The following is a 13025-nucleotide window of genomic DNA, read 5'->3' on the forward strand; positions in this document are numbered from 1 at the left end:
GCTGCCGCTCGATTTCCCCGATGACGAATCGATGAGGATCTCAGCCGAGGCGATTTACCAGGCTCTTTACATCGAAATCCGTGGCGGGTTGGAGCGAATGCAATCCTGGCATCTACGGCGAGGCAGGACCAAACGAATGCCCAGATCGCGTGCACGCCAGCAAACGTGGGCTCATGTCACTGCAGACACCGTGCTGGCTAAACGTCCGAAAGAGGTCGCTGATCGTAAACTCGCCGGCCACTGGGAGGGCGACTTAATCATCGGACTGAAGCGTTCTGCGGTAGCGACATTGATCGAGCGCACCTCCCGCTACGCGGTGCTCGTCCATCTCCCTCGCCAAAAAGGATACGGGATGATTCCCCCGAGGAAAAACGGCCCAGCACTGGCCGGTTACGGCGCCTTGACCATGAAAGACGCCCTGGCCAAGGCCGTCACCCCTCTACCGAAAACCCTCAGGCGGTCTTTGACATGGGATCGAGGCAAGGAACTCTCAGCTCACGCACTCTTCACCGAACAGACCGGTGTCCCAGTATATTTCGCTGATGCCAAGAGCCCATGGCAGCGAGGCAGCAATGAGCATCTCAACGGTTTGCTGCGCCAGTATTTTCCGAAGGGGACCGACCTTTCCCGATGGAATTCCGCGGAGATCACCGCAGTGGCGAGCGTGATCAACAACCGCCCCCGAGGAATCCTTGATTGGCGCACCCCCGCGGAGGTATTCGAAGAATTGCTACGATCTGCACAACAACACACTGTTGCGACGACCGGTTGAATACGCCCAATATACATCTATTTCCTTCGCGGAAACGCTTGTGTTGGAAGGGATTGCAGCTTCAATCGGAAGTGTCGGCGACGCCTACGACAATGCCCTCGCGGAGTCGACGATCGGACTGTTCAAGACAGAAGCGGTTTCCAAGAGTAGTCCCTTTCTGCAGGGCCCGATCAAGACGATCGACGACATCGAATTCGCGACGATGGAATGGGTGGATTGGTTCAATACCCGCCGTCTGCACAGCACCTTGGACTATGTCACTCCGGACGAGTTCGAGGCCGTCTATTACTCTCAATTATCGATTCTCCAGCCGGAGATGTCGCCAGCATAGGAGCGGCAAGAAACCCGGCACGGTTCAAAGCGGCAGGCGAGGTAGAGCTGCCAACTCACGATCTGGATCGTAGAGCTGTCAACTCACGATCTGGATCCAGATGTTGTGAGCGGATCTACGAGGATCCGCTGTCCGGCGCTCCGCCTGTTTGAGTGTGGGGGAAATATCTTGCAATGCGCGATGCCATCACGCATAACCTTGACGTGCAGTGGTGTGGGTCACTAGCATTCCGCAGGACGGCATCGCTCCCCAAACCGGTGGATCGATTGAAGCCCTGACGCATGTGCGCCGGGTGTGCGGCCGACAGCCACCTGCCATTTCTACCATGCGTCTGCGAGGCGAGTTCCGTAGTTGCGGAGCAAGAACCGGAGGTCAGATGCGCGTGGACACCATAGTCGCAAACGGACGGGTTGTGAGTCCGAGCGGCGTTGTCGATGCGGCAATTGCCATCAGAGACGGCCGTGTGGTCGCCATCGGCGACGAGAGCGTTCTTCCTGAGGCGACCGAACGCATCGACGCCGAAGGCAAATATGTACTGCCAGGGATTGTGGACCCCCACGTGCACCTAGGCGGCGGGCGACCACTCTCGGAGATCTTCGCTTCGGAGACGGCCTGTGCCGCTGTGGGTGGCGTAACGACGGTGCTCCAGTACCGCCGCTCGCCCAGTACTTTCCTGGAGACATTCCCTGCGGAGTTCGAGCTCGCACAAACCCGGATGTTGGTCGACACTCAGTTTCACTTCATCATTTCGACGATGGAGCAGGTCAAGGAAATCCCTCGCTACGCCAAGGAATTCGGCGTCACGAGCTTCAAGTTCTATATGGGAGGCTACGAGCCCGGCAATCCGATCGGGCTGGTGTCGGTCAACGACGCCGTCCTGTATGCGGCTATGGAACACATCCGCGATCTGGGGCCGTACGGCTGGTGCATGGTGCACTGCGAGGACGACTCGCTGGTCTGCCACCTCACTGCCCAGGTGAAGGCCGAGGGCGGTAAAGACCTCGCTGCGTACTCCGAGTCGCGACCGGACTTCGTCGAAGAGCAGGACCTGCTGCGGGCGATCTGGCTCGCTGATTTGCAGGGATGTCCGCTGTACGTTCCGCACACCACTGTCGGCATGGCTGTGGACGCGGCGGCCGAGTCGCGCCGTAAGGGTCGTGTGGTGGTCCTCGAGACCTGCCCGCACTACCTCGCCCTCACCGCCGACAATCCTCGTCTCTCTGCCGAGGGATCAGGTGTGGGGAAGGTTGCGCCGGCGCTACGCAACCATGAGCATCAGGCAGAGCTATGGCGCGGTCTCCGTGAAGGCTGGATCTCGACTATTGGCTCCGACCATGTCCCGATCGCCAAGAGCGGCAAGGGATTCTGGGAAGAGGCACCCGGCTTCGCCGGTCTCGCCACGATGCTCCCGGTCGTGCTCACCGAGGGCGTGCTGGCTGGGCGGATCAGCATCGAGAAAGTCGTCGAAACGATGGCTTACAACCCCGCGCGACTCTTCGGCCTCTACCCGCGCAAGGGTACGTTGCAGCCCGGTGCCGACGCAGACCTGGTGATCGTCGACATGGAGACCGAGAAGGTCGTCGGTCCAGATGTCACCCAGAGCGAATATGTCAGTGCATTCGAGGGTGTGCCGCTGCGCGGCTGGCCGACGCTGACAATGCGACGCGGAGAAGTTATCTACCGGGACGGCAAAGTCCTGGCTGAACCGGGCAGCGGTCAAGTGATCGTGAAGCCCGAACCTGATTTGACCAAGGAGAGGAACTGGCATGCCGCTTAATGTGAAGCTCGACCCGCGGGACGTGGGCCTGCTCATTGTCGACATGCAGAACGGGTTCTGTCACCCGGAAGGTGCACGAGGACAGGCGTTCGGCGCTGACTCCGTGGCGAACCCCCGGGCAATCATCCCTAACGTAGTCGGAGCAGTGGATCTCGCTCACCGCCTTGATATTCCGGTCTGGTTCACCCAGCAGGTGCACTACAACGACGACGTGACGCGCGGACGTCGCCGGATTCCGTCGCACCTGGAACGTCGCGGCGTCAAACTCGAGTTGTGCCGCCGTGGGACGTGGGATGCCGAGATGCTCGACGAGATGAAGGCGATCAAAGAGGACCGCGACGAGGTCGTCGTCAAGCACCGATCCAGCGCTTTCTTCCAGACCCCACTCGAGGGTGAGCTCCGGATGCGGAACGTGCAGGTGCTGGTTGTGCTGGGTACGACCACCAGCTTCTGTGTGGACTCGACGATTCGTGATGCGTATGCGCGTGATTTCGACGTCGTTGTTCCGGCCGACTGCGTGGCCGACTCCGATGACGCAGCGCATGCCGCGACCCTGGCGAGCATCGAACGCTTCCACGGCGTTGTCACTGACCTGGCCGGGTTGACCGCAGCGCTCGATGGCTGATCTGGCCGGCCGGGGCGCCGACGTGCCCCGGCCCGGCCGGACTTTGACCGTCAACGACGAGCCGCTTACCGTCACGAGCTCTGCGGGGGCGACGCTGCTGGAGGTTCTTCGCGGGGCCGGTTACGCCGACGTCAAAGAGGCCTGCGGGCGTGGTGAATGCGGCGCCTGCACCGTGCTTGTCGGTGGGCGTGCCGTGATGGCCTGCACGCAACTAGCTGCGTTGGTGACCGGCGACGTCACGACCGCCGACGGTCTGGGTGAGGCAGCCGCGGACCTGCGTGAGGCGTTTGCCGACTACGGTGCCTTCCAGTGCGGTTTTTGCACGCCGGGTCAGATTGTGCGCGCGGAGTCGATTCTTCGTGAGCGTGTTGATATCTCGCGTGACGAGGTGGTCCGCTGCATGTCCGGCAACATTTGCCGCTGCACCGGATACCGACAGATCATCGACGCTGTATGCGCTGTGGCCAGCTCGCGTCGCAATGACCCGGAGGGCAAGTCATGAAGGTTGTCGGCCAACGGGTCCGCCCGATCGACTGGATCGAAAAGACCACGGGCACAGCGTCGTACGCGGCTGATAATCCGCCGGAGGGGACTCTGGTAGTGCGGGTGCTCCGCTCCCCGTTTCCACATGCGCGAATCCGTCATCTGGACGTGAGCCCGGCGTTGAAGGTGCCAGGCGTTCACGCGGTCATCACCGCAGCGGACTTCGCACCTGGGAAAATCTACGAACACAGCGGCGCGCCGTACTCTGATCGACCACCGATGGCAACCGACCGGGTGCTTTACGTCGGCCATGAAATCGCCGCAGTCGCAGCGGAAACCATTGAGGCTGCGGACGAAGGCGTGCGACGGATCAAGGTTCGCTACCGCCGACTGCGTCCGTTGCTGTCGGTTCCCGATGCACTGGCGAAGGGTGCGCCCGTGCTCCACCAGCGTGAGAGCGAGACCAACGTGGCAGTCGAGACTGCCGACCACTGGGGCGATGTCGACGTTGCTCTCGGTAATGCCCGAGTGACGACCAAAAGCACTTACCGTTACCCTCGCGTCAACCACGCCTGCATGGAGCCCAACACCACGCTGGCCTGGTGGCACGACGAGCGCCTGGAGCTGTGGACGTCAAGCCAGGCACCGCATTTCGTAGTCCACGAGCTGTCGGCATTGTTCGGGTTGCGCCTTGACCAGGTGGTCTGCCGCGATGTGTCGGTAGGCGGCGGTTTCGGTTCGAAGTCGAAGATTTCCGAGCACGAAGCCCTCGCCGCGGCGCTGTCGATGAAAACTTCTCGCCCGGTACTCATCGCGCTTACTCGGGAGGAAGAGTTCGCCTTCACCAAGCCGCGCCACGAGTTTGTCACTACCCTGCAGGCGCATGCCGACGAGACCGGCCGACTGTGCTTTCTCGACGCCGTGATCGATGTCGACAATGGCGCGTACAACCACTACGGCCCGTCGGTGATGCGTGCGGGCATCAAGCAACTCGGTTCGATGTATCGTCCGGATGCGGTGAGGTGGGATGCCCGGCTCGTTGACACAAATTTGGTACCCGGCGGCCAATTCCGTGGCTACGGACAGCCGCAGACCGGCATCGCGCTCGAGACCGCTATGGACGAGCTCGCTGAACTGTGTGAGATGGATCCCCTCGAGTTTCGAGTACATAATGCGGGCCGTCCCCACACCCAGGCACTGTCCGGATCCAAGGTCGGTTCCAACCGGCTGGCCGAGTGCTTGGAACAGCTGCGGGTGCGGACGGATTGGGACGAGAAGCGTCGCGCTGACACCCCGTTGCGCGGTATCGGCGTCGCCTCCGGGATGCACGCCAGTGGCTCGTACGCCTATCCGGGAGGCAACACCAGTGCCTCAGGAGTGGAGGTACGCAGTAGCGGTGAGGTCGTCGTGCGGTTCGGTGGCTCGGACGCCGGTACCGGGCAACGCACAATCCTTGCGCAGATCGCCGCCGAAATCCTCGACGTTCCACTGGATTCCGTGCAGGTCATCATGACCGACTGGGACGAGACGCCGCCCGATATGGGGGCCTGGTCGTCCCGGGGAACGCACATGGGTGGGCATGCCGTCCGCCAGACGGCAGAGGCAATGGCCAGCCGGCTGTGTGAGCTCGGCGCCGAGAAACTCGGTGCCGCCGCCACAGACGTTCGACTACGGGGAGGTCGAGTCGAGGCGGACGCGGACGGAGTAGACATCGCCGATCTCGTCGTCGCCGCGCCCGAAACAGTCGATGGCAGTTTGCGAATCGACACCGAGTACATCGAGCAACGGATGCAGCCGTACTGGACCGGCATCCCAAGGCCCAACATCTCGGCGACCTACTCGTTCGCTGCGCACGCCGTCGAAGTCGAGGTCGATAACGACACGGGCGTCATCACGGTGCTCAACTACTCCGCCGTCCATGACATCGGCCGCGCGATAAATCCCACGCTTGTCGAGGGCCAGATCATCGGGGGAGTTGTGCAGGGCCTCGGCGCAGCACTCGGTGAGCGACTGATCTACGAAGGTGGCCGACCGGTCAACCCGGCCTATCTGCACTACTCGGTTCCGCGTTCGACCATGGCGCCGTCAATCGACGTCGCGCTGGTGGAGGGACCGGAAGAAGCCGGGCCGCTCGACGCCAAGAGTGTTGGTGAGATTTCTCTAATCCCTGCGGCGCCAGCACTTTTGAATGCGGTGTATGCGGCAACCGGAATCCGGTTCCGTGAACTGCCGTTGACCCCCGATGTGGTCTTGACCGCGCTGCGTGCACGTGAGGGCGCGCAGCCGCGTCGGCATCACCTTGCGCGGCGGCCGTCGCGCTGGCAGATCGAACTATTCCGAAAGCTCTACCCGGTCGGAATGCACTTCGTGCTCGATCGGTGGGGCACGCGTTTCGCTCGCCGGGCCACCCCACGTGCGATCGAACGCGTCGAGTTGCCAGCGAGCGTGTCAGCGGCAGTTGCCGAGCTCGGAGGTAAGGGCACCGCCGTCATCGGCGGTGGCACAGACCTTTTGGTGCAGCGTGATCAAGGCCTGACCTTCCCGACGGTGCTCATTGGAACCAGTGCAATCACCTCGATGCGGGGAATCGACCAGCTCCCCGACGGCCGATGGAGGCTGGGAGCGGCCGTGACGTTGGCCGAGCTGGAGAACTGGGCCGACGGCAAGGTAGAGCTCCTTGCCGAGGCTGTCCGGACTATCGCGTCGGGTCAGATCCGTGAAGTGGCTACGCTCGCCGGCAACCTCGCACAGCAGAAGCGTTGCTGGTTCTTCCGCAACGGGTTCGATTGTTACAAGCGAGGCGGCGGGAGCTGTCCCTGCTACGCAGTGACCGGTGATCACCGATTGCACCACTCTGCGATTGGTGCGCACCGGTGCCAGGCGGTGACGCCGTCAGACCTCGCGACTGCTTTCGACGCGCTGGGCGGCGAAGTTGTGGTGAGCAGCGCTTCTGGTTCCAGGACCCTGTCGATTTCCGAGCTGTACAGCGGGCCAGGCGAATTGAGCCTTAAGTCCAGCGAGATGATCGAGACGGTATTGCTACCGGCCGACGTTTTCTCGCTGCGCAGTACCTTCGCGAAGTTGCAGCAGTGGGACGGCGACTTTGCGCTGGTCTCCGTCGCTGCCGCAGCGCGTGTCAACGCCGACGGCACCTGGCAGTCGGCACGTTACGTTTTCGGCGGTATTGCCCCCACTCCATGGTCCCCTCAGGGTTTGGGGCGCGTCCTAGCCGGAACTACCCCGACGGCAGAGACCGTCATCACCAGTCTCGAGAAGGAGTTCGAGTGGGAAGCACACCCCCTGCCAGGGACCCGATGGAAGCTCGACGCTGCAGTCGGGCTGGCGCGGAAAGCAACCGCACGATTGATCGGCGGAGAGAACAGCAGTGTCGCCGTCGACGCACACGGGAAGGTTGTCAACGATGAGTGAGTGCGGGGCAGCCGCAGTACGCGGCGAGCAGATTGCCGCTCGGCTCGCTGCCGGTGGCGTCGAGCTCGCCGCCTATCTGCCCGATAGCTGGCTCACCCCGCTCATCGAGCGGGTGATCGCCGACGAGTCGATCAAGGATGTACGCGTCAGCCGAGAAGACGACGCGATGGCGATCGCTGGTGGAGCCGCGCTCATGGGTCGCCGCGCTGCCGTGCTGTGTCAGAACGCGGGCGTGCTGCTCTCCACGAACGTGCTGTCGGCGTTCGCCCACCACCACCAGTTGCCTCTCGTCATCGTGGCTGCGGCCCGCGGCGGCGCCGAAGACGGGTTCTACTACCAGATGTACAAAGGCAAGGTCACCGAATCGGTAGCCACCGCGGCGGGCCTCGCCGTGCATCACGTCAACGGGCCGGATGACGACTGGCTGTTTGAACGAGCCAGTGAGCAGGCGTGGCTCGAACGGCGTCCGGTCGTGCTGTTGTGCTCGCGGAGTGCACTTTTGGGAGTTCCGGCATGAGGCGCGCTGATGTGGCACAGGTTATCGCTCAGGCTGCCCCCGACCACGTGGTGATAGCCAGCCTCGGCACCGCAGGACGGTCGTGGCGCGATCACGGCGGAGCCAACCCGACCTTCTATGCCTCCGACCCGATGGGAGCCGCACCCGGTCTGGCGCTGGGAGCCGCCCTGTCCAGACCGGATCTGCAGTTCGTCCTGCTGGAGGGCGACGGCGACCTGGTCATGAACCTGGGTTCGCTGTTGGCGATCGCCGATGCCGCGCCGGACAACCTGAGGATGATCGTATTCAACAACGGCAGGTACGAGACCGGGGGCGGTCAACCGTTGGCAGCTGCCGAGCGTACCGACCTCGTCGCCATTGCGCGCGGAGCGGGTTGGCCGTTCGCCACCCGCGCCGCACGAGGCGCGACGACTGCGCAATTCGCCGAGCAACTCGGCGAATTATTCAGTGCTACACCAGGACCAGCAATGCTCGTCGTCGAGGTGGAGTCGGAGCCGTCGCCGTACGGCGGCCCCGGTGATCTCTCGGGCGCTGAGGCTCAGCAGCTGTTCCGTACACAACTTGCGAACTGGGAACGGCCGAAGGATGAGGAACTATGACAACGCGACTGTTGCGCAATGCTCGACTGCTTGATCTTCAGCATGGCGGTGAGATCGGAGACGTGGTGGTGGTGGACGGCGTCATCGCCGACCTCGGACCCGGAGCCGCTGACCGATTTCAGGCGACCGGTGACGTGGAGTCGGTCGACTTGGGCGGGGACATCCTGATCCCTGGTCTGATCAACTCCCACACACACTCGAATCAGACAATCGAGAAGGGGCTGTGCGACGCACTTCCGCTCGATGCGTGGATGGTCGTTGCCAGCTACGGCGGTGCAGGAGCGCGACTTTCACCGCGCGACCTGTATGTATCCGCGATGGTCGGCGCTCTGGAGATGGTGCGCAGCGGTGCCACGTCGGTGCTCGATTGCGCTCGTTCGGACAACGAGTGGGTCGATGACGGCATGGACGCGATCATGGCCGCGTACTCGGATCTGGGAATGCGTGCAAACGTAGCGATCCAGTATTCCGACTTGGACTTCTTCTCCTCGATTCCGGTGGATCTGGTTCCTGGTGGCGCGGCGCTGCGTAAGCCGCCGGTCTCCGATCCGGCGACGGTGCTTGCTGCGGCGAACCGGTTCGTGGACCGCTGGCAGGGCAAGTCGGGATTGGTGCAGCCGGTGCTCGGTCCGTCCTCGCTACCGCGTTGTTCCACCGAACTCTTCGAGGAGAGTGTGCGTATGGCACGCACCCGCGGCGTGCGGATGCAGACCCATTTGCTGTCGGCGGCGTCGCAGGTGCCCATGGCTCAGCAGCGATATGGGGTCTCCACGGTGGAGTTCCTGGCGAAAATGGATGCGCTGCAGGACTGGACGTCGTTCGCGCACGCGATCTGGCTCGATCAGAATGAGATTGAGCTTTTCGCTCAGACGGATGCCGTTGCGGTGCATAACCCGGCGAGCAACCTCAAGCTAGGTGCGGGTGTAGCGCCGGTGCCGGCGTTGCTGAAGGCCGGTGCCAAAGTGGCTATCGGTTCGGATGGTGCCAGCAGCAACGATACGCAGAACATGCTCGAGACCCTGAAACTTTCGACGATTCTGCACAGGGTCCAGGGCCCGCCGTCCACGTGGCCGAGCGCGACCGACGGGCTGGGGATGTGCTGGACCAACGGCGCTGCCGTGATGGGGGCCGATCTCGGGCGTCTCGCGGTCGGTGCCGCGGCTGACCTCACGGTGCTCGATACCAATTACGTGTGGCCTGCGCCTGCCGAACAGCTCCGCCATCAGATTGTGTACGGAGAGCTCGGCGCTGCGGTCCGCAGTGTGTACATCGCCGGTGAGGCCGTCATGGTCGATCGTAAGTTCATCACCATCGACGAGGATGCTATTCGCGCCGAGGCTAAGGACATTGCGGCCCGTATCTGGACCACGTTGCCCGATCGCCTTGCGCGCTTCGAAGAGGTCCGGCCGATGCTCGAGCAGATCGAGGCCGCTGTCGGCGGCGTCGTGGGCCATTCCTGCGGCTGACCTGATCGCGCTCAACCCCCAACAGGCCGAAGCCCGCGCCCCGAAATGAGGGGCGCGGGCTTCGGTGTTTCTGCGTGGTTGCTCAGGGGAGGAGCTTGATCGCCACGGCCTTCTCACGGGTGAACTCGTACAGCCCGCGGTAGCCGTTGCCGGAGGAGAAGCCGCTGTGCTTGTACATGTTGAACGGAAGTCCGATGACGCCCGCGTCGGAGAACTGATTGACCGAGATCTGGCCGGCGCCGATTTCCGCGGACATCCGCAGCGCGCGCGAGACGTCGTTGGTCCACAGGCAAGCCAGCAGCCCGAAATCGGTGGAGTTGGCCAGGTCCAGGGCATCGGCTTCGTCGGTAAAGGTCTCCACCGTCAGGACCGGTCCGAAGATCTCCTGCGAGACGATCGGCGCATTGCGGTTGGAGACGGAAAGCACTGTGGGGGAGAGGAAGTGGCCGACTGTGTGGTCCTCGGGGCGCGATCCGCCGAGCAGTAGGTCGACTCCGTTGCCGAGCGCGGAGTTGATCAACTTGCTGACCCGGTCATGCTGCAGTTGGCTGACCAGAGGGCCCATGTCGAGGTCCTCGTGCCAGGCGCCTATTCGGAGTGCGGACATCGACTTGACGACCCGCGTACGGACCTCGTCCGCTACGTCTGTGTGCACGAGAAGTCGCGATCCGGCGTTGCAATTCTGGCCGGCGTTCTCGGTAATCGAACGTACGATCGCCGGTACGGCAGCATCCAGATCGGCGTCTGCGAAGACGATGTTGGGCGACTTGCCGCCCAGCTCGACCTTCAGTGGTGTGAGGTTCTGGGCGGCGGCCTGCATGACCAGGCGGCCGGTGGCCACCGAGCCGACGAAGCTGATGTGGTTCACGCCGGGGTGGCTCACCAGTGCGGCACCGAGCTCAGCGCCGAGGCCGGTGAGGACGCTCACGACACCTGGCGGGATTCCGGCCTCCTGGCCCAGCTCCACGAGTGCGTGGATCACCAGCGGGGCGACTTCGGACGGCTTGAGGATCACCGTGTTGCCTGCAGCGAGTGCGGGTGCCAAGTTGGCGGCGCAGAGTACGGCGGGCACGTTCCACGGCAACACGATTGCGCAGACGCCGTGCGGCTCGCGGCGGGTGAATCCGAAGTAGTCGGGTTGGCGAACGGGCAGGGTTGCGCCGGTGAGCTTGTCGGCTCCACCAGCCGTGTACTGCATGATCGACCCGGCAATCTGGACGTTCAGCAGCCCGGCTGAGAGGGGCTTGCCGACGTTGCGGGCCTCGATCGCCGCGAGGCGATGCTGGTTTTGGAAGATCAATCCAGCCCAGCGGCCGAGGATCGCGCCTCGTTCGGATGGGGAGGTTCGTGACCATTGGCGGGCAGCGCGGCGGGCCTCGGCGACAGCGAGGTCGACATCGGTGACCTCGCTGGCCAGGATGTGGCCGTACGTGTCTCCGGTGGCGGGATCGATCGAGGGGAACGCAGGACCTCGGTCAAGCCATTCGCCGGCGATGAAGGTGCCGGGGTGGTCGCCCGTCGGCGGTGCGGGTGCGGGAGTCGTCTCAAGGGTGTTCACACGCCCCATTTTCCGCCCGTTGAATCTCATAAGTCAAGATGCTGTATTGCATTGCGAAACTATCTAGGTCCCCGGGATCGGCTGACAGACATGCGAATTGTTCGGAAGATTCCACGAAAGTCGGGGCCGCACCTATCGGCACGGCCCCGCTTCCTTGGTACGCATCTCAGTCGAAGAGCACCACGCCGCGCAGGTTCTTGCCGGCGTGCATGTCCTCGTAGCCTCGGCCGATCTCGTCCAGCGAGTAGGTCTGCGTGACGATGTCGTCCAGGTTGAGTGCACCGGCCCGGTACATGTCCAGGAGAGCCGGGATGTCGGCGGTCGGGTTGCACTGGCCGAAGAGCGAGCCCTGCAAGCGCTTCTGATAGAGGGTGAGCTCAGCGAGATTGATGGGCGCGCCGGTGTTTTCGCTGTTACCGAGGCCGGTCACGACGGCGGTGCCGCCCTTGCGGATGGCGGAGAATGCATCGCCGACGTGCTCTGACTGGACGACGCCTACCGTGACGATTGCGGAGTCGGCGCCCTGGCCGTTGGTGAGCTGGCGGGCGAGATCAGCGGCCGCGTCCATGCTGTCGAAGGAGTGAGTCGCGCCGAAACGCTTGGCCTGCTCGCGTTTGAACTCGACGGGGTCGACCGCGATCACGGTGGTGGCGCCGGCGTGTACGGCGCCCTGCACGGCATTGATGCCGATGCCGCCGATGCCCATCACGATGACGACGTCCGCGGGTCGGACTGCTGCCGAGTGCACGGCGGCGCCCCATCCGGTGGCGACGCCGCAGCCGACGAGGCAGGCCTTGTCCAGCGGAATATCTTTGTCTACCTTGACTACTGAGCGCGCCGAGACAGTGGTGGTCTCCATGAAGGCGGAGACACCACACATCTGGCCGACGGGGGAGCCGTCGGAGGCGAGGCGTACTCGGGGGACCTCCGGGGCCATCCAGACCTTGCCGCCCTCGTCGCACAGGTTCTGCTGCCCTCGGGCGCACCACCGGCAGCGGCCGCAAGCGGGCAGGAAGGAGAAGACGACGTGGTCTCCGACCGCTACGTCACTGACGCCGGGACCGATCTTGGTCACGACGCCCGCACCCTCGTGGCCGAGTGCGAAAGGGTAGATGGCAGTGGGGGAGTCGCCGACCGTGACGTGGTCGTCGGAGTGGCAGAGGCCGGCAGCGACAAGCCGAACCTGGACCTCTCCGTCGGTTGGGTCGGCCACCTCCAGGTCGACGACCTCGTAGGGGCCGGGAGCGGTGCGGATGATGGCGCCTCTGGTTCGCATGTTGGGTTCCTTCTCGTATCCGGGTGCGGCTCGGGACGCCCGAGTCAGGTGTCCTTCAGGATCCTGGATCTTGTCATGGACGAACGGCCGGCACGTGCTGTATCCCCGACGTTAGGGCAGGTACACCGATTGTGCAATGCGAGACGTTGACTCACCTTGCAAGACGTTGTTAGTCTCCTTGAGATCTAGCTC

General features: G+C 63.5%; 11 protein-coding genes. 9 read left to right on the forward strand and 2 right to left on the reverse strand.

Features of this window, described 5'->3' with window-relative positions:
* The 9 genes from R4P65_RS30665 to R4P65_RS30705 all read left to right on the forward strand — a co-directional run.
* The coding region (locus R4P65_RS30665) for an IS30 family transposase (protein WP_317829313.1) at nt 1-772 on the forward strand (772 nt) is incomplete at its 5' end.
* Nucleotides 756-1103, forward strand: coding sequence for an integrase core domain-containing protein (locus tag R4P65_RS30670; protein WP_317829314.1), 348 nt, complete (start codon nt 756-758; stop codon nt 1101-1103). The genes R4P65_RS30665 and R4P65_RS30670, both read left to right, overlap by 17 nt.
* 376 nt (nt 1104-1479) lie before the next feature.
* On the forward strand, nt 1480-2880 hold the full coding sequence (locus R4P65_RS30675) for a dihydroorotase (protein WP_317829315.1): 1401 nt from the start codon (nt 1480-1482) through the stop codon (nt 2878-2880).
* On the forward strand, nt 2870-3505 hold the full coding sequence (locus tag R4P65_RS30680; protein WP_317829316.1) for an isochorismatase family cysteine hydrolase: 636 nt from the start codon (nt 2870-2872) through the stop codon (nt 3503-3505). Before R4P65_RS30675 ends, R4P65_RS30680 begins: the two co-directional genes overlap by 11 nt.
* Nucleotides 3498-4007, forward strand: a complete 510-nt coding sequence (locus tag R4P65_RS30685; RefSeq protein WP_317829317.1) for a (2Fe-2S)-binding protein — start codon at nt 3498-3500, stop codon at nt 4005-4007. Before R4P65_RS30680 ends, R4P65_RS30685 begins: the two co-directional genes overlap by 8 nt.
* Nucleotides 4004-7417, forward strand: coding sequence for a molybdopterin cofactor-binding domain-containing protein (locus R4P65_RS30690; RefSeq protein ID WP_317829318.1), 3414 nt, complete (start codon nt 4004-4006; stop codon nt 7415-7417). Before R4P65_RS30685 ends, R4P65_RS30690 begins: the two co-directional genes overlap by 4 nt.
* Nucleotides 7410-7934: a thiamine pyrophosphate-binding protein gene (locus R4P65_RS30695; RefSeq protein ID WP_317829319.1), complete on the forward strand. Its 525-nt coding sequence runs from the start codon at nt 7410-7412 to the stop codon at nt 7932-7934. Before R4P65_RS30690 ends, R4P65_RS30695 begins: the two co-directional genes overlap by 8 nt.
* A complete protein-coding gene (locus R4P65_RS30700; protein ID WP_317829320.1) occupies nt 7931-8533 on the forward strand; it encodes a thiamine pyrophosphate-dependent enzyme in 603 nt (200 codons plus the stop codon). The genes R4P65_RS30695 and R4P65_RS30700 overlap by 4 nt, the downstream gene beginning before the upstream one ends.
* Entirely contained in the window at nt 8530-9999 is a 1470-nt protein-coding gene (locus R4P65_RS30705; RefSeq protein ID WP_317829321.1) for an amidohydrolase family protein, read from the forward strand. Before R4P65_RS30700 ends, R4P65_RS30705 begins: the two co-directional genes overlap by 4 nt.
* Nucleotides 10000-10081: 82 nt before the next feature.
* Here the strand turns inward: R4P65_RS30705 and R4P65_RS30710 are convergent, their stop codons facing one another.
* Together R4P65_RS30710 and R4P65_RS30715 are read right to left on the reverse strand one after the other, a co-directional pair.
* Entirely contained in the window at nt 10082-11557 is a 1476-nt protein-coding gene (locus R4P65_RS30710; protein ID WP_317829322.1) for an aldehyde dehydrogenase family protein, read from the reverse strand.
* Between the two features lie 166 nt (nt 11558-11723).
* Nucleotides 11724-12833: an NDMA-dependent alcohol dehydrogenase gene (locus R4P65_RS30715; RefSeq protein ID WP_317829323.1), complete on the reverse strand. Its 1110-nt coding sequence runs from the start codon at nt 12831-12833 to the stop codon at nt 11724-11726.
* Between the last annotated feature and the right edge of the window lie 192 nt (nt 12834-13025).

The sequence above is a fragment of the Rhodococcus sp. IEGM 1318 genome (assembly GCF_033142465.1).
GTDB classification, from domain to species: domain Bacteria; phylum Actinomycetota; class Actinomycetes; order Mycobacteriales; family Mycobacteriaceae; genus Rhodococcus_F; species Rhodococcus_F qingshengii_B.

Bases quoted from the DNA above. Each gene is read 5' to 3' on its own strand.
- R4P65_RS30675 (WP_317829315.1), top strand. From the start codon at position 1,480: ATGCGCGTGGACACCATAGTCGCAAACGGACGGGTTGTGAGTCCGAGC.
- R4P65_RS30715 (WP_317829323.1), bottom strand. From the start codon at position 12,833: ATGCGAACCAGAGGCGCCATCATCCGCACCGCTCCCGGCCCCTACGAG.
- R4P65_RS30685 (WP_317829317.1), top strand. From the start codon at position 3,498: ATGGCTGATCTGGCCGGCCGGGGCGCCGACGTGCCCCGGCCCGGCCGG.
- R4P65_RS30705 (WP_317829321.1), top strand. From the start codon at position 8,530: ATGACAACGCGACTGTTGCGCAATGCTCGACTGCTTGATCTTCAGCAT.
- R4P65_RS30695 (WP_317829319.1), top strand. From the start codon at position 7,410: ATGAGTGAGTGCGGGGCAGCCGCAGTACGCGGCGAGCAGATTGCCGCT.
- R4P65_RS30690 (WP_317829318.1), top strand. From the start codon at position 4,004: ATGAAGGTTGTCGGCCAACGGGTCCGCCCGATCGACTGGATCGAAAAG.
- R4P65_RS30700 (WP_317829320.1), top strand. From the start codon at position 7,931: ATGAGGCGCGCTGATGTGGCACAGGTTATCGCTCAGGCTGCCCCCGAC.
- R4P65_RS30680 (WP_317829316.1), top strand. From the start codon at position 2,870: ATGCCGCTTAATGTGAAGCTCGACCCGCGGGACGTGGGCCTGCTCATT.